Source organism: Flavobacterium algoriphilum (assembly GCF_048158655.1).
Lineage (GTDB): Bacteria > Bacteroidota > Bacteroidia > Flavobacteriales > Flavobacteriaceae > Flavobacterium > Flavobacterium algoriphilum.
Genome location: NZ_JBLNKY010000002.1, coordinates 212121 through 236658 on the forward strand (window position 1 = coordinate 212121; position 24538 = coordinate 236658).

Sequence of the window (24538 nt, forward strand, 5' to 3'; positions counted from 1 at the left end):
TTTTGCGTGTATTTTTATGCCGAATAAAATACTTCCAGAGGTATGACCAAACGTTTTTTTGATATTATTTTCTCCCTCTTGACACTTCTCTTATTTTTTTGGGTTGTATTGATTTCTTGGCTGCTTTCAGTTATCGATACGCATACTAATGGAATCTTCATCCAAGAGCGGATTGGTCAATTTGGTGTACCATTCAAAATTTATAAACTTCGTACGATACAAATTTCATCGTCATCTGAAAATGTTCGTATTTCTAAAATAGGTCAGCTACTTCGAAACTATAAACTGGATGAATTACCTCAATTTTTTAACGTTTTAAAAGGGGAGATGAGCATCGTAGGTCCAAGGCCAGATTTGCCAGGTTATTATGATTTATTAAAAGGTGAAAAGCGTAAAATATTAGAATTAAAACCTGGATTAACTAGTTTAGCTTCCTTAAAATATAGTACAGAAAACTATTTGTTAGAAAAACAGGCATCGCCTACTATTTACAACGACCGTGTTATTTTTCCGGATAAAGTACAGCTGAATTTAGATTATTATTATCATCGAAATTTTTGGGGAGATGTGACCATTATTTTGAAAACAATCTGGGTTACTTTTTTTAGAAAAAAATAATAAGACATGTTATTAAGGGCTATAGTATAGCAATCGCATTCTACTCTAGTAACTTTGAAAATATTAGGTTTTCTTCCTTTCGTATAGAACCCTTCGAACCTTAGTCAAAAGCTTAGAGAAGTTAGAGTCGAATGGAAAAAAAAGGTTTCGACTGCGCTCAACTCAAACTAAACTACGTTGAATATATTCAAGTAAATTAATAGATAAATTGTGTTTCTATAATTGCTGTGTTTTTTTAAATTTTAGAACATGCATAAAAATAAAATTTGGCTTTCGGCTCCTCACATGGGAGGTAGCGAACTGAAATACATCCAAGAAGCATTTGATTCGAATTGGATTGCTCCGGTCGGTTCAAACATAGATTGTTTTGAACACGATTTAGAAAAGTATTTGGGTTCCGGAAATGTTGCTGCTTTAAACTCAGGTACAGCAGCTATTCATTTGGGATTGATACTCTTAGGAGTTCAATCGGGTGATGCCGTAATTTGTCAAAGCATAACTTTTTCAGCCTCAGCTAATCCTATTTTATATTTGGGGGCAACTCCTGTTTTTATTGATAGTGAATCAGAAACCTGGAATCTATGTCCCTTTGCGCTTGAAGAAGCTATTGTAGACATGATGGCCAAAGGCAAGAAGCCAAAAGCGATAATAGCAGTTCATTTATATGGGGTTCCCTATAAAGTTGATGCTATAAGAGCGGTAGCCGATAAATATTCCATCCCCATTCTTGAAGATAGTGCCGAAGCTCTGGGAAGCCGCTATAAAGGGCAACCATGCGGTACTTTTGGTGATATTGGAATTTTTTCTTTTAATGGAAGTAAAATTATAACTACTTCTGGAGGAGGAGCGCTAGTGGCTCATTCGAAAAAAATAAAAGAAAAAGCTATTTTTTTGGCGACACAAGCCAGAGATGCTGCACCGCATTATCAGCATAGTGAAATAGGATATAATTATAGAATGAGTAATATCTGTGCGGGTATCGGACGGGGACAAATGGAAGTTTTGGACTATCATATTAGCTTGAGAAGAAACGTTCATGAATTTTATGTCGGATTATTTGCAGCTATCGAAGGGGTCACTGTTTTTGAAGTGCCCGATGCTACTTATTTTTCTAATTGTTGGTTGACTACAATTCTAATAAATCCTTTGGAAACCCATGGGATTACGAGAGAAACTTTAAGATTGGCATTGGAAGCAGAAAATATTGAATCCCGACCTTTGTGGAAACCCATGCACTTACAACCTATTTTTTGCAACTATCCCTATTATGGCAACCATATTGCCGAAACCCTTTTCATTAATGGGCTTTGTTTGCCTTCGGGTTCCAATATGACTCCTGAAGATTGTAATTGTATAAAATCAGTCATCTTAAAATTATTTGAAAAATAGAAAAAAAGTAGTTATTTCTTAAAAAAAGATCAGATAAATTCAGTTTTGTTGTTTAATTGCTTTTAAAACTAAATTGGATTGATTTGTGTCCTTTTATCCATTAATTAATTGTTATTTTTGTTTTAATAAAAATAGTAATCTTTAAAAATATTATTTTGAGTGAAATTAATAACTCAGGTTCATCACCTATAAGCTCTAATTTTTTTTCAAGAGAAAATTTAAAATTTAACATTCATAATTTGAGCTATCTGCCTAGATGGATCATTATCATGATAGATTTTTTGGTTTTAGTTTTGTCATTTTTTTTTACCCTTTTAATATTTAAAGGAACTGGACTGGAATATATTATTACACCGCATACCTTTCTATTCATAGGTTCCGTTTTTGCGGTTAATGTTTTCTTTTTTTGGTTATTCAGAACCTATTCCGGAATTATTCGCCACTCTTCTTATATTGATGCGGTTAAGCTTTTGTTTTCGCAAATGGCCGTACTTACTATTTTTCTTTTTTTTAATTTTGGATATGAATTGCTGTATGGACAGAAAGCATTTTTAAATACTGCTTTTTTTATCAATATAGTACTTTCTTTTTGTGGATTATTTTTATATCGGGTTATTATTAAACAAACTTTTGAATTTTATTTTTCAGAACAAGGGACAAATAAATTAATTAGAACGATTATTTATGGTACGGATGCCAATGCCATATCAGTTGCCAATGCATTAAAATTTGAAACGCCTTCCCGATTTAAAATTGTTGGATTTGTTGATAAAAACAATCAAAATGCAACCAAACGGATGTTAGATTTGCCCATATTGGTTAAAAAGAAAAAATTACCGCCATTGATGCGTTCCGTTAATGCTCAGGCAGTTATTATTGCCGATAAAAGTTTGTCAAAAGAAGAGCGATTGGTCATTGTAGACCAATGTTTAGAATTCAATTATAGGGTTTATACAGTACCATTGATTTCTGATTGGGAAAATCAAAAAGAGATTTCCCAAAAAGTAAAGAACATCCAAATTGAAGATTTACTGGAAAGAAAACCAATTGTATTAGACAGTAAATTGATTTCGAAGCAGCTAAAGGATAAAACCATTTTGATTACTGGTGCTGCAGGATCCATTGGTAGCGAAATTGTTCGTCAAGTATTGTGTTTTAATCCTAAAATAGTTGTTGTTTTAGATCAGGCCGAAACGCCATTGCATCATCTTTGTTTAGAAATGAAAAATTTGGATTCTAATTCCAAGATTTATAACGTGATTGCCGATGTAAGGAATAAAGTCGCTATGGATAACGTTTTTAAACGGTATCAGCCTCAAGTAGTTTTTCATGCTGCAGCTTATAAGCATGTTCCCCTGATGGAAGAAAATCCTTCACAGGCAATTCTTACTAACATAGAGGGCACTAAAAACATTGCCGATTTATCATGCTTGTATAAGGTCAAAAAATTTGTGATGGTCTCAACTGATAAAGCAGTAAACCCAAGCAATGTAATGGGAGCCAGCAAAAGAATAGCAGAAAAATATGTCCAATCCTTGCAATTAAAAAATAAAAATGACGGTGAAATAAATGCTACAAAATTTATTACCACCCGTTTTGGAAATGTTTTAGGTTCCAATGGTTCGGTAGTCCCTTTATTTACCAAACAAATTGCTAATGGAGGACCAGTTACGATCACACATCCTGATATTATTCGGTATTTCATGACCATACCGGAAGCCTGTCAATTGGTTTTGGAAGCAGGAGCCATGGGTAATGGTGGCGAAATATATATTTTTGATATGGGAAAACCGGTTAAAATTATTGATTTAGCAAAAAAGATGATTAAGCTCGCTGGATTTATCCCGGATAAAGATATTAAAATACAAATTGTGGGCTTAAGACCCGGAGAGAAATTATACGAAGAGTTGCTTAATGATACTTCAAAAACATTGCCTACGTACCACGAAAAAATCATGATTGCAGAAGAGATTCTAGATGAATTTGAAAACCTGAATGCGGATATTGAGGAGCTAATAGGAGTTGCAAATCATCATGAAAACGATCATATTGTAATGAAAATGAAAAAAATTGTTCCTGAGTTTAAAAGTATGAATTCCACTTTTGAATTATTAGACAAGTAATAATTGTTTTTAGACTGTTAAATAAAAAAGGGTTGTAAAGAATAGTTTTCTTTACAACCTTTTTTATTTAAGACCCATAAGGTAGCGGGTAGTTTTTTTGGTTTGAGGTTCTCGACGCCATTTTATCAAATCGATTTTCGTTTTTCCCAGCCCTAAAGGGAGTTGACAATCCAGATAATTTTCGTTTTTCACAGCCCTAAAGGGAGCCAAAAATCCCAAACTTGTGGTTTAATATTTATTCAAACTTAAAAAACTGGTTGTTTGCAATGGCTTCTTTCAATGGGAGTATGTCTTTTAGTTTTACTTTTTCATTAAAAGATGCAATATGATTATTGTGATGCACATCAGAACCTACGTAATTGTACATTCCTTTTTGTAGTAACTGCTCAGCTATTTTAGTAATTTGGGTTCCATAATAACCAACAACCGATAATAAATTTAACTGAAATAAACAACCAGCCGTTTTTAGTTTTACATACTCATTAAAATTGTTATGGTAAAATAAGTAGCGTTCCGGATGGGCTAAAACCGGAATGTATCCTGCCACCTGCAAGTCAAATAATATGGAATACAACTGAATAGGAGCATTGCTATAAGACATTTCTACCAATACATAATTGTCTTTCAATGTCAATAAATCGTGGGATTGAAAAAGTCTCGCAAACTGATCGTCCATCATGTACTCAGCGGCAGCCTTAAAGGGAACAGTAATAGCCTTTTTTTTTAGTTCTGATACCGTTGATTTGGCGTTGGATTGAATTTGTTCCTGTGTATTGTCCCAAACCTTCTGAATAATGTGCGGAGTAGTAATAAACTGCGAAACGCCAAATCCTTGAAGCGCTTTGGTCAGTCGTAATGTATCGTCAAAAGTTCTGGCACCATCATCAATACCAGACAAAAGATGCGAGTGAATATCGATATGGTTGTCCGGAATTAGATCCTTAAGTACAGGTTTTGAATTGAATAGTGAAAACATACTGTAAAGATAGAAAAAAGTAATCAGTTCTGAGTTTGAGATTTCAGAGTAGCTACTATGTAAACTAGTGGATATGCAAATAAATCTGCACATGAAGTTAAGCTGATTTTTGTAATTAATTAGATTGCTAAAATTCTTCAATTTTTTTGTAATTTAAAATAGAATTTCCTCTTCTCGGTTTTACCAAATTTCAATGTATTCAAAGATTTCCAGTTTCAGTTCTTCTTTAGAAATCAGTTTGTCTTCATAAATTAATTCATTTTTCAATGATTTAAAGAAGCTTTTTACATACCAGTAATTTCCTTTACCACTGATAATACAGGTTGTTTTTATAGGAATCAAGAACTTTTACAAACTTTTTGTAAGCATATTAAACACCTCTGTCGGGATGAAAAGTCAAATTTTCCTGAATATTTCGATCTTTAACCTTCATTTTTCATGGATTAATCGATACTCATTCCATCGCTGAAATTCCAACCTATAATTTTACTATCGTATAAATCCATACTAGTTGCTAGGTATATAAATTTTTCTTTCGCATTCGCTTGTGTCTTCCTCCGTTTTGTTGACAATCTAAATTTGTACTACTGCATGCTATTTATTTGTAAATTAGCAAATACTATTACCGCAATTATTAACTAAATATTTCCTATTATGAAAAATCTATGCCTTTTTTGTTTGCTGTTGGCTTGTATTGGATTTCAAAGTTGTAAAAAAAATGAAAGTCCAAAAGTCGTTTCGGTTGAAACCCCGATAGACGTACAGTGCTATAAAGCGTTGTATCAAAAAGACACTATTGAATTAAAAATGAACACCTTAAAAAATGGAAAAATAACCGGAGATATGGTGATGAAATTTTTTAATATGCCGAAAAAGGTTGGGAAAATCGCCGGAGAATATCGTGGAGATACTTTATTTGCCAGCTACACATTTATTCAGGGAACGTATGATAAAATAACATATAAAAATCCAATGGCATTTTTAAAGCGAGGTAACGAACTCATTTTAGGCAATGGGAAAATAGAAACTACTATGGGTGCCTCTTATTTTGTTAAAGGCGTACCTATAGATTTTGAACGTGTGAAATATAAATTTACAAGTGTAGACTGCGTCGATAAATGATTTGAACAAATAAGGGATTGCTCTTTTTAACTATTTTGTAGAGGAAGAGTCTTTTTTTTGCTTAATTACTCACGATAATAATTTATTGGAGTTCAAGAATCTTTGATTTCAAAGGAAGAAAAAATATTCATGGGTTATTATTGTTTTAAGGCATTCGCGAATCTTCTATTTCAAGCCGGAATATTTTTATCCCAAAATCATTGGACGCATTTTCCTATTGCGACCGCTCTTGCTTAACACTTTACCCAGGATTGTGTTCTCATATAGTGTTTTAATGAACACGTGCGAGAGGCTAACACCTGAAGAGGTGAACAACTCAAAGTTTTAAAGTAGGTTGCCAATTTATCCAAAAAAGCAATATTAAAAATGCTTATTTTGAATTTTAACGAGCCGCTGGCGATGTTCTATAAATGTTTTGCAAATACAAAAATCTCGTCAAATGCCTTCCATTATCAGTTGCTTACTTCTTATTTTCTTCGTCAACAATTAGTTTTAAAGAATTGATATAATCAGTATCAAATTCTATCACTCTTATTTTGTTTTGCTTAAAACTCATTTCACCCTCAAATCGCCCTTCGGTTCCCAAAAAATCTATCACCAGTTCTTCCTTATTTAGTTCTAAGAGTTTACCCAGATAGACAGCTTTATCTGACTTTTTTGTAATCTGAAAAATCTCATATTTATTCGCTATAAAATTTATAATTGAAGACAAATCTTTAAGCGGAATTATTTCCTCTGCGCTTGTTTTTAATCCTTTAAGTTTAATTACTCTTTCTGTGAATTCATGATCCTTGTCTTGAATAATTGACTTTACATTTTTGTTTTTTAATATCGTATAGCCATCAATTATAAAATCAACAGGATTATTTTTCAGTAAAATCCAATCTTCAGTCCAATCAATAAGAAAACCACTAAAGATTTCTTTTTTATCGTCAAATTCTATTGAAATTAATTGTCGTAAGTATTTTTCCATTATGTTTTTTAAGTTTCGAGAGCAGTTTGCTGCTAACTTCAGTTTCCCGAAGCGTGGGATAAAAAGCTCTAAACGAATTTACGATTCGCTAATTAGAAAGTAAATATATGGGATTTAAAATACAATTTAAATATTTCCTCAAAAAAAACATCCATTAAAGCCTAAGTTAGCATCAATAAGAAGGCAAAGTAAGAGCTTATTTAAAAACCTGTTTTAAGCACGTAAAAAAGGGACTTATTGATAAAGTGTGTTTTTCTAAACTCTAGCTAGAATATTACTAAACCTCCCTTAAAAGTTCCGAAAATTCTGGATAAACGGGGTTTAATGTGACATTAGCGGAAGTGGATATTTTATTGATGAAGGGTGTTTTTCTTTTGTCTTAATTACTCACGAATTACTAATTTATGGAAGTTCGTAAACCAAAATCATTTTTTTTTTACTCCTTTTGAACCGGTTTTCAAGTCTTTACTTGAGAACGAACGGACTCTTCTATAAAAACGTAGGTAGACTATTGATGGATTAAGACAAAAATAGATGGATTAGCTTTTCAAGTATTAATATGTCGATATATTGCTAATCATTACTGTTATTTATAAATGAATAGTATATTCGCTGAAAAACAACTTTTTTTGATAAATTAGCTAGCTCCATACTGATAGTTAGAGCTGCCGGGCTAATCCAGAAGGTTACTTTTTTATATATTGGTTCTGATTCTACATAGTGATTAAGTAGACTATAATACGAAAATAAATACGATATGTTGCTGTTTTTTAATGCAATACTAAGCGCGAATTATTTATATTTGCTTCGTAATGATGCAGTTTCGTTAATAGTTAAGAATGGCTATCGTCTCTCGACTGCGCTCGAGAAGACACGTTCGATAAGACACGCACGAGAAAATAAAATCAATAATTAGGATTTTAGCATAAACCCATGAGCCACACCGAACATACAAATACCACTTGGCTGTTTGAAATAACACCAAAAAATAAATTCTTCTCACTCAATTTGAAGGAAGTATGGCAATACAGGGATTTGCTTATGCTTTTCGTAAAAAGAGACGTAGTGACCGTTTATAAGCAAACTATCTTGGGGCCACTTTGGTACTTGATACAGCCTTTGTTTACCGCGATTACCTTTACCATTATTTTTAATACTGTAGCAGGAATTGATACCGGAACGGTTCCGCCGTTTTTGTTTAACTTGGCAGGAATTACCGTTTGGAATTATTTTACCGCTTGTCTTACGGGAACTTCGAATACCTTTGGTAGTAATGCAGGAATTTTTGGGAAAGTCTATTTTCCTAGACTGATTGTGCCTATATCAATTGTGATTTCTAATTTGATTAAATTTGGGATTCAATTTTTCATATTTATTACCTTTTATATTTATTATTATTTTCAAGGAGCAACAGAAAGCTTGAATGGATCTATATTGTTTTTTCCATTATTAATAATAACGATGGGCGTTTTAGGATTGGGATTGGGAATGTTTATTTCCTCTTTGGTAACCAAATACAGGGATTTTAGTAATCTGATTGGTTTTGGAGTACAATTGCTGATGTATTTGTCGGCAGTAATGTATCCTATGGCATTAATTAAAGAAAAACTGCCTACTTATGGGTGGCTCGTTCAGTACAATCCATTGGCGTATGTGATAGAAACCACCCGATATATGTTGTTGAATGTAGGGCATATTTCTTATTGGGGATTGGGTTATACTTTCTTAGTCACGGTGATTGTGTTTTTTATAGGAGTCCTAATTTTTAATAAGACGGAGAAGAGCTTCATTGATACGGTTTAGTGGATAGTACTACGTTTTCAGTCGTAGTATTCGAATAAAAAGTAAAGATTTAAAATAAAGTAATGAAAAAATACATCCATAGCGTATTAAAAAAACTGGGTTACAAAATTTCAAATATAGCAAAGAAAGAAAAGGATTTAAAAAATCTAGTGCGAAGTTTTACAGTTCAAAATGATCCTCATAATTTAGTTTTTAAATCAGCTCCTTATTTATTTGAAATTAAAAAATATTTTCCGGAGCTTGTTCTGGAGAGTCATGAGGAGGGCGTTTTGGCCAGTTTTAATGATTTGAAATTATACATAGAATCTCCTGAAGAGTTTTTTATAGTGAAGGAAGTATTTATTGAAAAGGATTACAATCTACTGTCTGATGAAAGCTTCGTTGTTTTTGATATAGGAATGAATATAGGGATTAGCTCCTTGTTTTTTGCGTTAAACAAAAATGTATCTAAAATTTATTCTTTTGAGCCTGTAGTTACAACCTATAATCAAGCATTGTATAATCTTGAATTGAATCAAGCCTATTCCAATAAAATCGAAACATTCAATTTTGGATTGGGCGGTTCGACTAGAGTGGAGAAAGTGCTGTATAATTCACAAGCAAAAGGGAACTGTGGTATACGATTAGATTCAAGCCTTGTCATTGACAGGAATAACGCCAAAGAAATTGAAATAGATATCAAGAACATTAGCGATATACTTCCTGATTTGATACGGAAACACTCCAAACAGAAAAGGGTCTTAAAAATAGATTGTGAAGGTGCTGAATATGAGATACTGCAAAAACTGAATGATGTCAATTTGTTGAAAGATATTGATGTTTTATTGATAGAATGGCACGACAAAGGAGCCAAAATACTGGAAGATATATTAATAAAAAATAATTTCAGGCTAATTTCAAGGTTTTTGACTCCAATTACCGGGATGATTTATGCTTTTAAAAAATAAAGCCAATAGTTTTAAAGCTTATGCAAATGCCTAAAGTTTCGATCATTGTTCCTTGCTATAACCAAGCCCAATATTTGGATGAAGCCCTGCAATCCTTATATAACCAAACTTATACTAGATGGGAATGTATTATTGTAAATGACGGCAGTCCGGATAATACCGAAGCAATTGCCCAAAAATGGGAGCTTAAAGACTCTCGTTTCAGGTATTTATACAAGGAAAACGGAGGTGTTAGCAGTGCCAGAAATCTAGGGATTAAAAATGCAAAAACCGAATTTATCCTCACCCTCGATGCCGATGATAAGTACGACGCTGCTTTTCTAGAAAAGGCGTTAACAGTACTAATCAATAACGATGAAGTGGGAATAGTGAGCAGTTGGGGAAGGTATTTCACCAACGAAAAGGAGTTACAGGTATATAAATCAATAGGCAAAACAACCGTTGATTTTTTGTTCCATAATACAGCAATTGGAACATCCTTGTTCCGTAAACCATGTTGGGAACAAGCGGAAGGATACGATGAAAACCAGGCAAACGGCTATGAAGATTGGGAATTTTATTTACGAGTATGTGCATTAGGCTGGAAAGTGCACATTATTGAAGAAGTCTTGTTTTTTTACCGCCAAAATATCAATTCCAGAAGTGCAGCAATAAATCAAGTTCATAAAGAGGCCAAAAAATATATTTACATTAAGAACAAAGACATTTATTTTAGGCATTATGAGGACTTGATCGATCGGCTTTTAACGGTTTCAGATTTAGAAAAAGTAGAAATCAATAAATTTAGAAACACGATTGATTATAAATTAGGGACGGCACTTTTGAAACCATTGCGGAGCATAAAATGGTTTTTCTTGAATTTTTTTAAGTAGTCCCAATTTCAAAAGCCTATATGCATAATCCATTGCCAAAAACCTTATATTGCCTTAAATACTTATATGGTTTGAAAAATTTTACCATATAAGGTATATAAGGTTTATATAAGAAAAAAAATAAATAACTTTGTTTATCAGCGCCTTAGCGGCAAAAAAAGAATCCTATTGAAAGACATTATCCTAAAAGCCGAAAACATTTCCAAACAATACCGTCTCGGGCAGGTAGGGACAGGTACGTTGACACACGATCTGAACCGTTGGTGGCATCAGGTGCGTGGCAAGGAAAATCCTTATCTAAAAATAGGCGATAGTAACGACCGAACCACAAAGGGAGAAAGCGATTATGTTTGGGCACTTCAAGACATTAATTTTGAAGTGGAACGTGGTGAAGTCTTGGGTATCATAGGCAAGAATGGAGCGGGAAAATCTACTTTACTGAAGATTTTATCACGAGTTACGGCACCAACCACAGGCAACATAAAATTTGGTGGGCGAGTTGCCTCTTTGCTCGAAGTGGGCACGGGATTTAACGGAGAAATGACGGGGCGAGAAAACATCTTTCTCAACGGTGCTATTCTGGGAATGACCAAAAAAGAAATTGCCTTGAAGATTGATGAAATCATTGATTTCTCGGGTTGTGAGCGTTACATAGACACGCCCGTAAAACGTTACAGCAGCGGAATGACGGTACGACTGGCTTTTGCGGTGGCAGCTTTCCTCGAACCAGAAATATTAATCATTGACGAGGTACTCGCCGTGGGCGATGCCGAGTTCCAGAAAAAAGCCATTGGCAAAATGCAGGATATTTCCCGTAGTGGAGGAAGAACGGTTTTGTTTGTGAGCCATAATATGGCAGCGGTAAAACAGTTGTGTACTAGGGGGATTTTGCTTGAAAATGGTAAGATAAAAGATGTAAATAATATTAATAGTATAATATCTAATTATTTATTATTAAATTCAGATTCAACAGCTGAATGGAAAAGAGAAATTAAAACTGATAGCGAATTATTTTTTGATAGGATTTATGTTTCAAATTACGATTCACAAATTACAAATCGAATTGGATCAGGTGAAGATTTTACAATAAATATTTTTTTGAATGCCCTTAGCAATATTCGTAATTCTACAGTTTCAATTAAGTTTGTAAATATTGAGGGTATTGCTGTTTTTACAACTTCTTTACATGATTTTAATAATGATTTTGAAGTCATTAAAAAAGGTAAATATGAATTAATTGCTAACATATCAAAAAATATTCTAATACCTGGAAGTTATAATTTAGTTATTGCTTGTTTCGTTTCAAGAACTAAACTTTTTGACATTTTAGAAGATAAAATATCAATTAAAATTGAGGATTTAGGAATTAGTAAAAGAGATTTAGACAGAGAAGGGTTTGTTGTTCCAAATTATAAATGGGATTTCTTAAAATTAGAATAACTTCGAAATGAAAATCAACATCTATCATAGTGTTATCTATAATCTATTATTAAAGACTTATAAATTTAGAGGCAAGAAAGGGTTTTTTGCAAAAAAATGGTTTCTTCTTTGGAATTATTCAACTAAAATTTATTCTGGTGCTGTATCAACTACCATTCATGGTTTTAAAGTTAAAGTTAATAATGGTAATTCATATGCTCTTTATGCAAGATTGTTTCCAAATTATAATAGTCCATTATTGCAACTTGTCGATTCGGTTTATGAGTTATATAATCGAGAACTTTCTATAATTGATATTGGTTCAGCTGTTGGTGACACTAATTTATTTTTAATGAAGAATTTGCCTGGGAAAATCGAAAAATTTTACTGTGTAGAAGGTGATCTTGAGTTTTTTAAATATTTAAAAGAAAATAAAAAATACTTTCCAGAAAGTGACTTGTTTAATGTGATGCTAAGTGAATCTGACAATAACAGAATCAGTAGTTTGATAAAAACTCATTTAGGAACAGCAAGTGCTATTGGAGAAGAAAAAGTTAAAACAATAAGTTTAGACACACTTTTGTTTGATAAATTAGAAGGAAGAGTTGATATAATAAAAATAGATGTTGATGGGTATGATGGTAAAATTTTAAAAGGGAGTGGGAAAATATTGCAAGTTTATAAACCTTTTGTTATTTTCGAATGGCATCCAATTATGATAAAAAAAACTCAAAATGATTTTCATGAGCATTTTGAAATACTTACCGGATTTGGATATAATAAATTTATATGGTTTAATAAATACGGTGAGTTTAGTCATTTTGAATTAAAAGAAGGTTATGTAAATCGTGAAGAGTTGGTTAAATTGTGTTTAGGAGATATATATGATTATGATTGGCATTATGATGTAATTGCGATACACTCAGAATCAGATGTCGATATTTTGAAAATTGCAGAGTTGAAAAAAGCAAAATTACGAGAATCAAGTTTTTAGTATAAGTTTTAAAATTATAATATTTGATATGAATGTATTATTCGACGCTACTTGGATTGGTACTCATTTGAATCAAAATGCAATGCATGGAGGTTTGAGAGTAATTTATGAACTTACCAAACGACTTGAAAACTCTAATGAAGTTGATTTGTTTTACTCTTCAAACAAATACGATAGAGCTATAATTAATAATTTAGTGTCATTTATAGAAGAAAATAAATTTTCAAGATTTCAAAATAAAATAGCAAATAATCAGACTGAAATATTCAAGATACTCTATTATTTGAATTCAAAAGCTAATTCCTATTTAATTAAAAATTGGAATACTAAGCAAGTTTTAAAATTAAATCATTTTGATAAAAATATGATAAAAAGGATAGATATTTACCATTCACCAATTGAAGCGATACCTGATGAGATAAAAAAGTATAAAAAAATTAAAAGAGTTTTTACCTCTCATGATTTAATGCCGTTTACTAGACCTGATTTGGCACCTCTAAGTTTTGTCGAGCTTTTAAAACCTGCATATGATTCAATAGATAGAGAAACAAAAGTGATATGTGTATCTGAATTTACTAAATCTGAATTATTGAATTACAGGAAGGATTTAGACGAAAGTCAAATGGAAACTGTTTATTTAGGAGCTGATAAAAATATATTTTTCCCGAATTTAAATGAAACAAAATTTTCAGTACTATCTGAAAAATATAACCTAAAATTTGAAAAATATTTATTGTGTTTAAATAGAAATCAAAAATATAAGAACACGGAACATATTATTGAGGCCTATATTAGAGTAGTTAATGATAATAAAAATTCTGATTTAGGATTAGTTTTAATAGGAACATTTGATAATATCGAATTAAAAAAAAGTAGTATAGATAAGTATAAAGGATTTAAACATATTCATTTTATAGAGTATGTTCCTGATGCTGACTTATCAGTTTTTTATTCAAATGCGTTGAGTTTTGTGTATATGTCTCTTTACGAGGGTTTTGGTTTGCCTATAATTGAAGCAATGCAATGTGGAACTCCAGTAATTTCATCAAATCAAGCATCGTTACCTGAAGTGGTTAAGGGATTTGGGATTTGTATTGATCCTTTTGATGTGGAATTATTAAGTAATCAAATATGTTCAATTTTAGATGATTCTGAATTGCGAAAAAAATTAGTGAACAAATCTCTTGAACGATCTAAATTTTTTTCTTGGGAAAAGAATTTAGAGGAAACTGTTCAAGTTTATAAAAAAGCAATTAATAATTAAGATGCCTAACAAAATAAAACCCATAGCCATTTATTTGCCACAATTTCACCCTATTCCTGAAAATGACCAGTGGTGGGGAAAAGGTTTTACTGAATGGACTAATGTTACCAAAGCCCAACCTAGATTTGAGGGACATTATCAGCCTCATTTGCCTGCCGATTTGGGTTTTTATGATTTGCGATTGGAAGAAGCAAGATTGGCACAAGAACAAATGGCTAAAGCTTATGGGATTTATGGTTTTTGTTATTACCATTATTGGTTTAATGGAAAACGCTTATTGCATGAACCTTTGGATAGAAAACTAAAAAATCCTAAAGAAAATTTACCTTTCATAATGTGTTGGGCCAATGAAAACTGGACGAGAGCATGGGATGGTTTGGATAAAGAGGTATTGTTAAAGCAAGAGTATAGTTTTGATGATGATGCTACACACATAGAACATTTGATTTCTCATTTTAAAGATAATAGATATATAAAAGTAGAAGGAAAACCAATGTTTATTATATATAGACCAAATCTTTTTCCGGATATACAAAAAACGATTATGTTGTGGCGGAAAGCAGTTAAAGAAGCTGGTTTTCCGGGATTGTATATTGGGTATGCTCAAAATGGGGAAAATCATTTTGAACCTAAAAATAATGGTTTTGATTTTGCTTTTGAGTTTCAACCTAACTTTTTGAATACTTCATCAAAAATATCATTTCCAAGAATTTTTATAGAGAAAGTTCTTCAAAGAATTAAAAAGAAAATGAAACTCGAAGTGCCGGATTTAAATTACTATATTGATTATTCTCATTTTGCAGTCAAACAGATTGAAAGTGGCTTTAAAAAAGATGTATATCCAGGAATTACTCCTATGTGGGATAATTCAGCAAGAAGAAAAGAAAATCCTTTTATTCTTCATGATTCAACTCCAGAGAAATATAAAGTTTGGTTCCAGTATATCAGAGAAAATTATCCTTGGGACGCTGTTCCAGAGAATTTTTTATTTATTAATGCTTGGAACGAATGGGCGGAAGGCAATCATTTAGAACCCTGCCAAAGATGGGGAATAGCTTATTTGGAAGCTACTAAAACCGCAGTTAAATAATGCTAGCTATCGTTATTCCATACTACAAGCTCACTTTTTTTGAAGCCACACTACAGTCGTTGGCAAATCAAACAGATAAACGATTTAAAGTATATATTGGTAATGATGCAAGTCCTGAAAATCCAACTAATTTATTAGAAAAATATAAAGGACTATTTGAATTTGTTTATCATCGATTTGATAGTAATCTAGGAGGTATTTCTTTAGTAAAACAATGGGAACGTTGTGTGGAAATGGTTGGTGATGAAGAATGGCTTATGATTATGGGAGATGATGATTATCTAGATGAAAATCTAGTTGCTTTTTGGTATGAAAAGTATAATATTTTTAATATCAAATCGGAAGTCATTCGGTTTGCAAGTAAATTAATAGTTGAAGAAACAAATACTGTTTCGGATGCATATGTGCATCCTGTTTGGGAAAATGCAACAGATTCATTTTACAGAAAATTTCAAAATTTGACTAGAAGTTCTTTATCGGAATATATTTTTTCCAGAATATCCTATGTGAAATATGGTTTTCATGATTATCCTTTAGCTTGGAATAGCGATGATCGAGCATGGCTAGAATTTTCAAATAATAAACCTATTTTTACCATAAATGAAAGTATTGTTTTTGTTAGGATTTCAATGCTAAATATCTCTGGTAGATCTGACAATGTTATAGAAAAGAATTTATCGGTAATAGCCTTTTATAAATTTATTATTTCAAATAAACTAGAGTTATATAATAAGAAACAACGAGATGGATTAATGAGGCGATATGAAAATGAAATTAAGAACGTTAGAAATTTAAGAATAGAAGAATGGTTTTTTTTGCTTTTCATTTATATTAAAAATTTTAATTTGTCAAAAAAATTTCTAAAAAGATTTCTTAACGGTATTTTTAAAAGACATGAATCTTAAAAAAGTTTCCATCATTGTTCCCTGTTACAACCAAGCACAATATCTTTCAGAGGCTTTGCAATCTGTATTAGATCAAACGTATACGGATTGGGAATGTATTATTGTTAATGATGGCAGTCCAGATGATACAGAAAAAGTGGCTAAGCGATGGTGTAAACAAGATTTAAGATTTAATTATTTGTATCAAGAAAATGGAGGATTGAGTAGTGCTAGAAATTTTGGGATTGCACAGGCAAAAGGCGATTTTATACTTCCATTAGACGCGGATGATAAAATTGGACCAAATTATGTCTCTTTGGCAGTAAATTCTTTTCAAGAGGATAGCTTTTTGAAGGTAGTGTATTGTAAAGCAGAGAAATTTGGCAATGAGATTGGACTATGGGAATTACCATCATTTTCACTTCATGACCTAAGCCGAAAGAATTTGATTTTTTGTTCAGCTTTTTTTAGAAAAGAGGACTGGATATTAGTAGGCGGTTATGATACCAATATGATTTTTGGATGGGAAGACTGGGAATTATGGATTGCCATTTTAAAAAATGGAGGTAACGTAAAGTGCTTGGAGGAAGTTGGGTTTTATTACAGAATAAAATCCAATTCAATGCTAAGAACTATTAATAGTGATAATGAGATAGCTATTCTGAACTATTTAAGTATAAAACATGCAGATTTTTATGTTAAATACTATGGTTCATTTAAATCAATGGAAAATCAATTAAGGGAGGTAAAAAGAGAAAATGAAGTAAATCTAAAAAGTGAGAAATTTGTAATTGATGTTTTTTGCAAGAAATTCTTTGGTTTTACTATATTTGGTAAGTATAAATAGTTTTTTAAATTAATAAAACTATAAGATTCTTTAATTAAACCATTCTTATTAAGAATATCAAGTAATATGCCTACAAACCAAATAAAATTTTTAGCCTATTATCTACCTCAATATCATCCCATTCCTGAGAATGATTTATGGTGGGGAAAAGGTTTTACCGAGTGGACAAATGTGGTCAAGGCTAAACCTCTATTCAAAGGGCATTATCAGCCTATATTACCAGCGGATTTGGGTTTTTATGATTTAAGAGTACCACAAGTTCAGGAAGCCCAGGCTGAATTAGCTAAAGAATATGGGATTGATGGATTTATTTATTATCAATATTGGTTTGGCAATGGGAAAATGTTGTTGGAAAGGCCAGCAGAATCGATGTTAAAAAATAAAAAAGTAGATATTTCATTTTGTTTTTGTTGGGCAAACGAATCTTGGAAAGGTATTTGGCACGGCTTAAATAATCCCGATGTATTAATGGATCAAACCTATAATGGAGAATCGGATTATATAGCTTATTTTTATTACCTGCTTCCATTTTTTAAAGATGATCGTTATATAAAAATAGACAACAAACCAATGTTTCATATCTACAGGATAGACGCAATTCCTGATTTAGATGTTTTTATAACGACTTTTAGTTCATTAGCAATTTCAAATGGTTTTGAAGGTATTTATTTTGTAGCCACTGGAAATATAAATTCTAGAAATGTAATTGACAACAATAAAATATTTGGTGTAGTTGGCATAGATATATTTAATAAAATACGGTACAATCAAATAACTTATTTCGATCGAAAATCTTTTTGGGGAAAGTTAGAAAATAAAATATATTCAATTATGGGGTATAGTAATGAAGTAGAAAAAAAACGAAAACCATTAATACTAGATTACTCCAAAGGGGTTTCAAATTTGAATATTGATTTTCCTAATAAAAAATACATACCATGTGTGTTTCCCAATTGGGATAATTATGCTCGGAATGGAAAGAAATCACTAATTTTTAAAAATGCTACACCACAAGCATGGTGTCAACATCTTATTAAAGCTGTAGTAGAATTAAAAAAGAATAAGGAAAATCCTCAATTTGTAATATTAAAATCTTGGAATGAATGGGCTGAAGGTAATTATTTAGAACCTGATTGTAATTACGGGCTACAATGGCTAGAGTCGGTTAAAAAAGTTAAAGAAAATTTAAAGAAAAGTTGAATAGATAAGACAAAAAATATAGTTGAATCCACTAATCTCCATAATCATTCCCACATACAATCGAGCACATTTAATAAGTGAAACCCTCGACAGTATAATTGCACAAACATACACCGCATGGGAATGTATCATTGTGGATGACGGTTCTACAGATAACACTGTTGTAATTCTTAATGAATATTTAAAAAAAGATAGCCGATTTCAATACCATCATCGTCCTGAAACTAAATTAAAAGGACCTTCAGCTTGTAGAAACTACGGATTAGAAAAAGCTAAAGGAGAATTTATTAATTGGTTCGATAGTGATGATTTGTATTTTCCAAATGCTTTATCTACATGGATAAAACAATTTGGTAAAGAAACTGATGTGGTTGTCGCCAAGTTGGTGAAAATAGATTTTAAATCAGGAAATGAAATTAGTGAAAATAGTATTTTTTCGAATAATATCATTGAGGATTTCTTTATAGGAAAAATAGCTTTCTATGTCTGTGGTCCTTTATGGAGAAAAAGTTTTTTGAATCAGCAGGTAGAGTTATTCGACGAAAATATTCGAAATTTAGATGATTGGGATTTTAATTTGCGGATGTTGTATCAAAACCCGAACATAGTTTATATAAATTTACCTTTAATTCAATATCGCTTTCACGAGCATTCTTTGACTAAAGAAATTTCCAAGCTCAATTTTGAGGAATTAATGTCAAAAATTAATGCTTTTGAGAAACATTTAGAGTTAATTAGAAATAATAAAAAGGCTAATATTTTTGTTTTAAAAACCTTTTATAAAAATAGATGTAAGTTTATTCTAAGATTAGCTTTAGTTCAGAATAACAATAAGAAGGTGTATTTTTTTAAAAAACTTCTAATAACGCAATTAAAGTTATTTGATTTTAGAGGAATAATGATGACAGTCTTTGGTTATGTTTTTTTTAGATTGTTTAATAAAGGATATGTTTTTTTTAAATAAATATATGAAAAGTTTTTTTTTTTTTTTGACTATTTAAATTTGTAGAAAAATAACTTATAAGAAAGGATAAATTATATTATGACTAAGCCAAAAATATCGATTGTAATACCTACTTACAATCGCGCTGATTTAATTGCCGAAAGTTTAGAGTCGATCTTAGGCCAAACTTTTGATTCTTGGGAGTGTATTATTATCGATGATAATTCAAATGATAATACTATAGAAATTGTGACCCCTTTTTTAAAGGATAAGCGATTTAAATTTACCACAAAACCTCTTGGTTATGCAAAGGGAGCAAATGCGAGCAGGAACTATGGATTAGAATTAAGTCAAGGAAAATATATATATTGGCTTGATAGTGATGACATTATACATCCTCTAACTTTTGAATTATGTATTAATGAATTTTCATGGAATATCATTGATTTCTGTAGATTTCAAAGGACTGTTTTTTTTGATAATTTTGACGTTAAATGTTTTGATAATTATAACATTGACGAAAATGTTTTTTTTATAGATAAAAGCCACATAGAGAAAATTATAAACAATGAATTGCCTATTAATACTTGTAGTGTTATTTGGAAAAAGAAATCACTAGGATTTGAAAAATTTAGTAATGAATTGCTTTATGCAGAAGAATGGGAATATTATTCGAGATTAGTTTCAAATGGGTTAAAAGGGATTAACATAAATAAAGTATTGATTTATGCGCGTAAACATTCTTGTTCTCAGACACATGAATTTAATTGTAATAATTATATAAGAGTGGAAGCAAAAAAAGAGGCAGCTTTATTAATAGTAAAAAATTTAGCTGCAAAAAAGATGTTGACCTATTCTTTAAAAAGATATTTTATATGTCTTTCAATTGGTTTTAAAGAATATAATTTATTCGAACAAATTATAAGCACAATACAGATATCTAGTGTTGAAAAAATTAAATGGCAAATTTTTTACACAATTTTACCATTACGTTTGTCATTATATAAAATTAAAAAAGCAATAAAAATGTAAATTTATCCATGACTAATATTCTAATTGTTTTTGGTACCCGTCCTGAAGCCATCAAAATGGCACCTTTATATCACGAACTCCAAAAAAGTAGTTGTGAGGTGAAAGTATGTGTCACAGCACAACATCGTCAAATGCTCGACCAAGTGTTGGATTTTTTTGCAATTGTTCCCGATTATGATCTCGATTTGATGCAGGCCAATCAATCGTTAAATGAGCTGAGTAGCAGGATTATTCAAAAAATGGATGCCGTTTTAATGAGTGAGCCCTTTGACTGGGTTTTGGTGCATGGAGACACCACAACTTCTTCCATGGCTGCATTAGCTGCTTTTCATAGGGGAATAAAAGTTGGTCATGTTGAAGCAGGATTACGTACGTACAATAAACAAGCCCCATTTCCGGAGGAAATTAATCGTCAAATCACCAGTAGAATTGCTGATATTCATTTTACACCCACAACACAAGCTACAAAAAATTTGTTAAACGAAGGTGTTTCTGAAACGTACATATCCGAAACCGGAAACACCGTTATTGACGCATTGTTTTGGACTGCCAATAAAATTCAAGAGGCAGGTTATTTGCATCCCGAAATAGAACAATTAAAAAAGAGTATTCCTACCAATAAAAAAATAATATTGGTAACCGGGCATCGCCGTGAAAGTTTTGGGGAAGGCTTACAAAATCTTTGTGCAGCCCTTTTGAAAATATCAGAAAGAGACGATGTGGCGATTGTGTATCCAGTACATTTGAATCCCAAGGTGAAGCATGTCATCTATGAATTGTTGTTCAATAAAAAAAACATTTGTGTTATTCCACCAGTTTCTTATCCAGCCTTTGTTTGGTTAATGCAACAATCCTTTTTGATAGTAACTGATTCCGGAGGTATTCAGGAAGAAGCACCATCACTGGGTAAACCTGTTTTAGTCACAAGAACGATTTCCGAGAGACCCGAAGGAGTGTTAGCAGGGTTTTCTACGTTGGTAGGAACAGATCTACAAAAAATCATAAAGAATATGGAGGCTATTCTAGATGATTTCACAGGTTTTGAAGAAAAACGAAATCCATATGGGAATGGAAAAGCTTCCCAACAAATTGTGGATTTTTTATTAAAAGAACCAAAATGAAAATACTCGTTGTAGTCGACTCCATAAACATCGAGGACAGCAGTGGCTCAAAGGCAAATGTAGCACTGATTAATAATCTGGCAGAAGCGGGTTTTGAAGTTTTGGTGTACCATTATACTCTTAAAAACATTCAGTTATCTGGGGTGAGCTCCTATGTCATTCCAGAGATAAAATACAGTTGTTTGTATTTTTTAAGCCGGATACAACGGGTTTTGAGTCGGAATTTTTATGTTAATTTGGCTTCTTTACTAGAGCAACTGTTTGGCTTTTCGTTTACTTTTTTCAATGATGCCAAAAGTATTGCACAAGCCTTGAAAAAAAGTACCTTCGAACCTGACTTAGTTCTGACTTTAAGTAAAGGTACTAGTTTTAGGCCACATTATGCTGTTTTAAAAATACCAAAATTACATGATAAATGGATGGCATATGTACATGATCCATATCCGATTCATTATTATCCAAGGCCTTACAATTGGATAGAATCAAGTTACAAACAAAAAGATCAATTCTTTATAAAGGTTTCCCAAAAAGCCAAATATTCTGCCTTTCCTAGTTTGTTACTCCAAGAATGGATGGGAAGTTATTTTCCGAATTTTCTCATAACAGGGATGATTATTCCGCACCAAAATGCTAAATATGATGTTGTAAATACTAAGTTTCCTTCTTATTTTGATGAGTCAAAATTCAATATAATGCATGCTGGGAATCTCTTGGCACAACGCTCTCCCAGAGGCTTGATAGAGGGATTCAAATTGTTTTTACAACAAAATCTAGATGCCAGAAAAGAGGTAAGACTTCTTTTATTGGGTTATGCAGCAGACCATACCATAATGCTGGAAGAATATAAAAAAAGATGTCCCGAAATTTATATTTACAACGGCAATGTGGCTTTTGATACCGTGTACCAACTTCAGCAAAGTGTTTCCGTTAATGTTATTTTGGAAGCAAAATCAGAAATAAGTCCCTTTCTTCCCGCTAAGTTTCCCCACTGCATCGCAGCAAATAAAACTATTCTATTACTTTCACCCTTTTATAGCGAAACTCACAGATTGTTAGGTAGTGACTATCCTTATTGGTCAGAAGTAGATGATGTAGAAAAAATCGCTGCCCTTATTGGAAAACTTTATCTATTATGGAAACAGAATCCCGACAATTTGCTTTTGGATAGAAGTGATTTAGAGGACTATTTGTCTGCCAATTATTTGAAAAAGGTTATTAATAATTTGAAAATAAATTAATCATCATGACTAATAAAATATTTTCAATACTCATTACCACTAAAAATCGTAAAGCCGATTTGTTTTTTACGTTAAATAAAATCAGTTATCTCTTAGAAGACACTAATGTGGAATGTGTAGTTTATGATGATGGTTCCGTTGATGGTACTTATGAATATGTAAAGCTTCATTTTCCTACTATAAAAATCCAAAGAAATGCGATTTCAAAAGGCTACCTTTTTTGCAGGAATAAAATGCTGAATGAAACCGAAGCTTCTTATGCTATTTCGTTGGACGATGATGCCCATTTTGTAACCGAGAATCCATTGGAAACTATAAAAAAACATTTTGATGAAAATGACAATTGTGGCTTAATTGCCTTGCGTATTTTTTGGGGGTTGGAATTACCAAGTTCGACTTCCTCCAGCGAGCAGCCCCATCAAGTGAAAGGCTTTGTAGGTTGTGCCCATGTGTGGCGTATGAAAGCTTGGCGTGCTATTCCTAATTATCCGGAATGGTTTGTTTTTTATGGAGAAGAAGATTTTGCATCTTATCACTTGTTTAAAAAAAACTGGAAGGTGAGCTACTTGCCAGACGTTTTAGTACATCACAGAGTTGATTTTAAATCCAGAAAAAACGATTTCGATTATGATATTCGACAGCGTAGATCGTTACGCTCAGGTTGGTATTTGTTCTTTTTGTTTTATCCCATTCGCAGTATTCCTAATAAAATGGGGTATTCTATTTGGATGCAATTCAAACTAAAGGTTTTTAAACGTGATTTTAGCGCTATAAAAGCTATTGTACTGGCGGTATTAGATTTAGTATTGGCTCTTCCTAAAATTGTAAGAAACAGCAATAGATTGACTTCAGTAGAGTATGATGAGTATTTAAAAATTGCTGATACAAAAATATATTGGCAGCCAAAAAAATAACTATTTTTAGCAAATACTTTTTTTAATGAAGAATATAGCAATAATTCCAGCGCGTAGGGGGTCTAAAAGGCTACCAAATAAAAATAATCTTCTTTTTGGAGGCATTCCGCTTATTGCTCACAGTATTTTATTAGCCCAAAAGAATAAAGATATTATAGATGAAGTTTATGTATCTACGAATGATGAAGCAATAAAAAAAATCGCCCTTGAATATGGGGTAAAAGTGATTGACAGACCGGAACATTTGTCTGGGGAATTTGAACCTACATTGACTGTATTACAGCATGCGCTTGAAGTAATCGGAGATAGCACTGTTGAAAATGTAATTTTATTACAACCTACAAATCCTTTGCGTCCTGAAAACCTGCTTCGGGAAGCTTTTGAAAGGTATCGAATAAGTGATTCGGATAGTTTATTTACCGTTACCAGAAATCATCAAAAATTAGGGAAGATAACAAGTAATTGTTTTGAACCTTATAATTATTCGATAGGACAACGCAGTCAGGATTTAGAACCGCTTTATTTTGAAAATGGTTTGTTGTATATCAGTAAATCAAAATTGATAATAGAGGGCAAAATTATTTCTGAAAATAGTATCCCTTATGTAGTAAATCATATTTTTGCCAGTATTGATATTGATACTCAAGATGATTTTGATTATGCGGAGTATTTATTAAAAAAAGCAGCCCGACTGTGCTAGACGTGACAAAATAAAATTAATTGTCACTTTCGATTGAAGCCGAAAACTAGCACATTCGAAATACATATA

Annotated in this window: 23 protein-coding genes; 20 read left to right on the forward strand and 3 right to left on the reverse strand. The window is 31.9% G+C overall.

Annotated elements, in window-relative coordinates:
- Positions 1 to 42: 42 nt before the first annotated feature.
- From ACM55G_RS05795 to ACM55G_RS05805, 3 genes are all read left to right on the forward strand, one after another.
- Positions 43 to 618 carry a sugar transferase gene (locus ACM55G_RS05795; protein ID WP_416842952.1) on the forward strand — a complete coding sequence of 192 codons (576 nt, stop codon included), beginning with the start codon at positions 43 to 45 and terminating at the stop codon, positions 616 to 618.
- 249 nt (positions 619 to 867) lie between these two features.
- The gene (locus tag ACM55G_RS05800; RefSeq protein ID WP_416842953.1) at positions 868 to 2007 is read left to right on the forward strand and encodes a DegT/DnrJ/EryC1/StrS family aminotransferase; all 1140 of its coding nucleotides are present in this window, start codon (positions 868 to 870) and stop codon (positions 2005 to 2007) included.
- Between the two features lie 269 nt (positions 2008 to 2276).
- Positions 2277 to 4130, forward strand: a complete 1854-nt coding sequence (locus tag ACM55G_RS05805; protein WP_416842954.1) for a polysaccharide biosynthesis protein — start codon at positions 2277 to 2279, stop codon at positions 4128 to 4130.
- A 235-nt stretch (positions 4131 to 4365) separates the two neighbouring features.
- Here the strand turns inward: ACM55G_RS05805 and ACM55G_RS05810 are convergent, their stop codons facing one another.
- Positions 4366 to 5106: a tyrosine-protein phosphatase gene (locus ACM55G_RS05810; RefSeq protein WP_416842955.1), complete on the reverse strand. Its 741-nt coding sequence runs from the start codon at positions 5104 to 5106 to the stop codon at positions 4366 to 4368.
- 180 nt (positions 5107 to 5286) lie between these two features.
- The gene (locus tag ACM55G_RS05815; protein WP_416842956.1) at positions 5287 to 5448 is read right to left on the reverse strand and encodes an IS3 family transposase; all 162 of its coding nucleotides are present in this window, start codon (positions 5446 to 5448) and stop codon (positions 5287 to 5289) included.
- Positions 5449 to 5760: 312 nt separating this feature from the next.
- Between ACM55G_RS05815 and ACM55G_RS05820 the strand changes: the two genes are divergently transcribed.
- The gene (locus ACM55G_RS05820; RefSeq protein WP_416842957.1) at positions 5761 to 6228 is read left to right on the forward strand and encodes a hypothetical protein; all 468 of its coding nucleotides are present in this window, start codon (positions 5761 to 5763) and stop codon (positions 6226 to 6228) included.
- A 460-nt stretch (positions 6229 to 6688) separates the two neighbouring features.
- Here ACM55G_RS05820 and ACM55G_RS05825 read toward each other — a convergent pair whose 3' ends face one another.
- Positions 6689 to 7201, reverse strand: coding sequence for a hypothetical protein (locus tag ACM55G_RS05825; RefSeq protein WP_416842958.1), 513 nt, complete (start codon positions 7199 to 7201; stop codon positions 6689 to 6691).
- A 933-nt stretch (positions 7202 to 8134) separates the two neighbouring features.
- On the opposite strand from ACM55G_RS05825, the gene ACM55G_RS05830 reads away from it, so the two are divergent.
- From ACM55G_RS05830 to ACM55G_RS05905, 16 genes are all read left to right on the forward strand, one after another.
- Positions 8135 to 9004, forward strand: a complete 870-nt coding sequence (locus ACM55G_RS05830) for an ABC transporter permease (RefSeq protein ID WP_416842959.1) — start codon at positions 8135 to 8137, stop codon at positions 9002 to 9004.
- 62 nt (positions 9005 to 9066) lie between these two features.
- Positions 9067 to 9951 (forward strand): FkbM family methyltransferase, encoded by an 885-nt coding sequence (locus ACM55G_RS05835; RefSeq protein ID WP_416842960.1) that lies wholly within the window; start codon positions 9067 to 9069, stop codon positions 9949 to 9951.
- Positions 9952 to 9977: 26 nt separating this feature from the next.
- Complete coding sequence (locus ACM55G_RS05840; RefSeq protein WP_416842961.1) at positions 9978 to 10823, forward strand: glycosyltransferase family 2 protein; 846 nt, start codon at positions 9978 to 9980, stop codon at positions 10821 to 10823.
- Positions 10824 to 10991: 168 nt separating this feature from the next.
- Complete coding sequence (locus ACM55G_RS05845) at positions 10992 to 12263, forward strand: ABC transporter ATP-binding protein (protein WP_416842962.1); 1272 nt, start codon at positions 10992 to 10994, stop codon at positions 12261 to 12263.
- 7 nt (positions 12264 to 12270) lie between these two features.
- Entirely contained in the window at positions 12271 to 13236 is a 966-nt protein-coding gene (locus ACM55G_RS05850) for an FkbM family methyltransferase (RefSeq protein WP_416842963.1), read from the forward strand.
- A 28-nt stretch (positions 13237 to 13264) separates the two neighbouring features.
- Complete coding sequence (locus tag ACM55G_RS05855; protein WP_416842964.1) at positions 13265 to 14500, forward strand: glycosyltransferase family 4 protein; 1236 nt, start codon at positions 13265 to 13267, stop codon at positions 14498 to 14500.
- 1 nt (position 14501) lies between these two features.
- Positions 14502 to 15590, forward strand: a complete 1089-nt coding sequence (locus tag ACM55G_RS05860; RefSeq protein WP_416842965.1) for a glycosyltransferase WbsX family protein — start codon at positions 14502 to 14504, stop codon at positions 15588 to 15590.
- Complete coding sequence (locus tag ACM55G_RS05865; protein WP_416842966.1) at positions 15590 to 16495, forward strand: glycosyltransferase; 906 nt, start codon at positions 15590 to 15592, stop codon at positions 16493 to 16495. Before ACM55G_RS05860 ends, ACM55G_RS05865 begins: the two co-directional genes overlap by 1 nt.
- Positions 16485 to 17321, forward strand: coding sequence for a glycosyltransferase family 2 protein (locus ACM55G_RS05870; RefSeq protein ID WP_416842967.1), 837 nt, complete (start codon positions 16485 to 16487; stop codon positions 17319 to 17321). The genes ACM55G_RS05865 and ACM55G_RS05870 overlap by 11 nt, the downstream gene beginning before the upstream one ends.
- Positions 17322 to 17387: 66 nt before the next feature.
- Positions 17388 to 18521 carry a glycosyltransferase WbsX family protein gene (locus tag ACM55G_RS05875; protein WP_416842968.1) on the forward strand — a complete coding sequence of 378 codons (1134 nt, stop codon included), beginning with the start codon at positions 17388 to 17390 and terminating at the stop codon, positions 18519 to 18521.
- Between the two features lie 22 nt (positions 18522 to 18543).
- On the forward strand, positions 18544 to 19485 hold the full coding sequence (locus ACM55G_RS05880; protein WP_416842969.1) for a glycosyltransferase family 2 protein: 942 nt from the start codon (positions 18544 to 18546) through the stop codon (positions 19483 to 19485).
- Positions 19486 to 19563: 78 nt separating this feature from the next.
- Positions 19564 to 20496: a glycosyltransferase family 2 protein gene (locus ACM55G_RS05885; protein ID WP_416842970.1), complete on the forward strand. Its 933-nt coding sequence runs from the start codon at positions 19564 to 19566 to the stop codon at positions 20494 to 20496.
- Between the two features lie 8 nt (positions 20497 to 20504).
- A complete protein-coding gene (gene wecB / locus ACM55G_RS05890; RefSeq protein WP_416842971.1) occupies positions 20505 to 21617 on the forward strand; it encodes a non-hydrolyzing UDP-N-acetylglucosamine 2-epimerase in 1113 nt (370 codons plus the stop codon).
- Positions 21614 to 22855 carry a glycosyltransferase family protein gene (locus ACM55G_RS05895; RefSeq protein ID WP_416842972.1) on the forward strand — a complete coding sequence of 414 codons (1242 nt, stop codon included), beginning with the start codon at positions 21614 to 21616 and terminating at the stop codon, positions 22853 to 22855. Before wecB ends, ACM55G_RS05895 begins: the two co-directional genes overlap by 4 nt.
- Before the next feature lie 5 nt (positions 22856 to 22860).
- Positions 22861 to 23769 (forward strand): glycosyltransferase family 2 protein, encoded by a 909-nt coding sequence (locus ACM55G_RS05900; protein ID WP_416842973.1) that lies wholly within the window; start codon positions 22861 to 22863, stop codon positions 23767 to 23769.
- Between the two features lie 25 nt (positions 23770 to 23794).
- Positions 23795 to 24469: an acylneuraminate cytidylyltransferase family protein gene (locus ACM55G_RS05905; protein WP_416842974.1), complete on the forward strand. Its 675-nt coding sequence runs from the start codon at positions 23795 to 23797 to the stop codon at positions 24467 to 24469.
- Positions 24470 to 24538: the final 69 nt, after the last annotated feature.

What these genes read in the sequence shown, in the direction of transcription:
- ACM55G_RS05795 (WP_416842952.1), top strand. Translation starts at nt 43, where the DNA reads ATGACCAAACGTTTTTTTGATATTATTTTCTCCCTCTTGACACTTCTC.
- ACM55G_RS05800 (WP_416842953.1), top strand. Translation starts at nt 868, where the DNA reads ATGCATAAAAATAAAATTTGGCTTTCGGCTCCTCACATGGGAGGTAGC.
- ACM55G_RS05805 (WP_416842954.1), top strand. Translation starts at nt 2,277, where the DNA reads ATGATAGATTTTTTGGTTTTAGTTTTGTCATTTTTTTTTACCCTTTTA.
- ACM55G_RS05810 (WP_416842955.1), bottom strand. Translation starts at nt 5,106, where the DNA reads ATGTTTTCACTATTCAATTCAAAACCTGTACTTAAGGATCTAATTCCG.
- ACM55G_RS05820 (WP_416842957.1), top strand. Translation starts at nt 5,761, where the DNA reads ATGAAAAATCTATGCCTTTTTTGTTTGCTGTTGGCTTGTATTGGATTT.
- ACM55G_RS05825 (WP_416842958.1), bottom strand. Translation starts at nt 7,201, where the DNA reads ATGGAAAAATACTTACGACAATTAATTTCAATAGAATTTGACGATAAA.
- ACM55G_RS05830 (WP_416842959.1), top strand. Translation starts at nt 8,135, where the DNA reads ATGAGCCACACCGAACATACAAATACCACTTGGCTGTTTGAAATAACA.
- ACM55G_RS05835 (WP_416842960.1), top strand. Translation starts at nt 9,067, where the DNA reads ATGAAAAAATACATCCATAGCGTATTAAAAAAACTGGGTTACAAAATT.
- ACM55G_RS05840 (WP_416842961.1), top strand. Translation starts at nt 9,978, where the DNA reads ATGCCTAAAGTTTCGATCATTGTTCCTTGCTATAACCAAGCCCAATAT.
- ACM55G_RS05850 (WP_416842963.1), top strand. Translation starts at nt 12,271, where the DNA reads ATGAAAATCAACATCTATCATAGTGTTATCTATAATCTATTATTAAAG.
- ACM55G_RS05855 (WP_416842964.1), top strand. Translation starts at nt 13,265, where the DNA reads ATGAATGTATTATTCGACGCTACTTGGATTGGTACTCATTTGAATCAA.
- ACM55G_RS05860 (WP_416842965.1), top strand. Translation starts at nt 14,502, where the DNA reads ATGCCTAACAAAATAAAACCCATAGCCATTTATTTGCCACAATTTCAC.
- ACM55G_RS05865 (WP_416842966.1), top strand. Translation starts at nt 15,590, where the DNA reads ATGCTAGCTATCGTTATTCCATACTACAAGCTCACTTTTTTTGAAGCC.
- ACM55G_RS05870 (WP_416842967.1), top strand. Translation starts at nt 16,485, where the DNA reads ATGAATCTTAAAAAAGTTTCCATCATTGTTCCCTGTTACAACCAAGCA.
- ACM55G_RS05875 (WP_416842968.1), top strand. Translation starts at nt 17,388, where the DNA reads ATGCCTACAAACCAAATAAAATTTTTAGCCTATTATCTACCTCAATAT.
- ACM55G_RS05885 (WP_416842970.1), top strand. Translation starts at nt 19,564, where the DNA reads ATGACTAAGCCAAAAATATCGATTGTAATACCTACTTACAATCGCGCT.
- wecB (WP_416842971.1), top strand. Translation starts at nt 20,505, where the DNA reads ATGACTAATATTCTAATTGTTTTTGGTACCCGTCCTGAAGCCATCAAA.
- ACM55G_RS05895 (WP_416842972.1), top strand. Translation starts at nt 21,614, where the DNA reads ATGAAAATACTCGTTGTAGTCGACTCCATAAACATCGAGGACAGCAGT.
- ACM55G_RS05900 (WP_416842973.1), top strand. Translation starts at nt 22,861, where the DNA reads ATGACTAATAAAATATTTTCAATACTCATTACCACTAAAAATCGTAAA.
- ACM55G_RS05905 (WP_416842974.1), top strand. Translation starts at nt 23,795, where the DNA reads ATGAAGAATATAGCAATAATTCCAGCGCGTAGGGGGTCTAAAAGGCTA.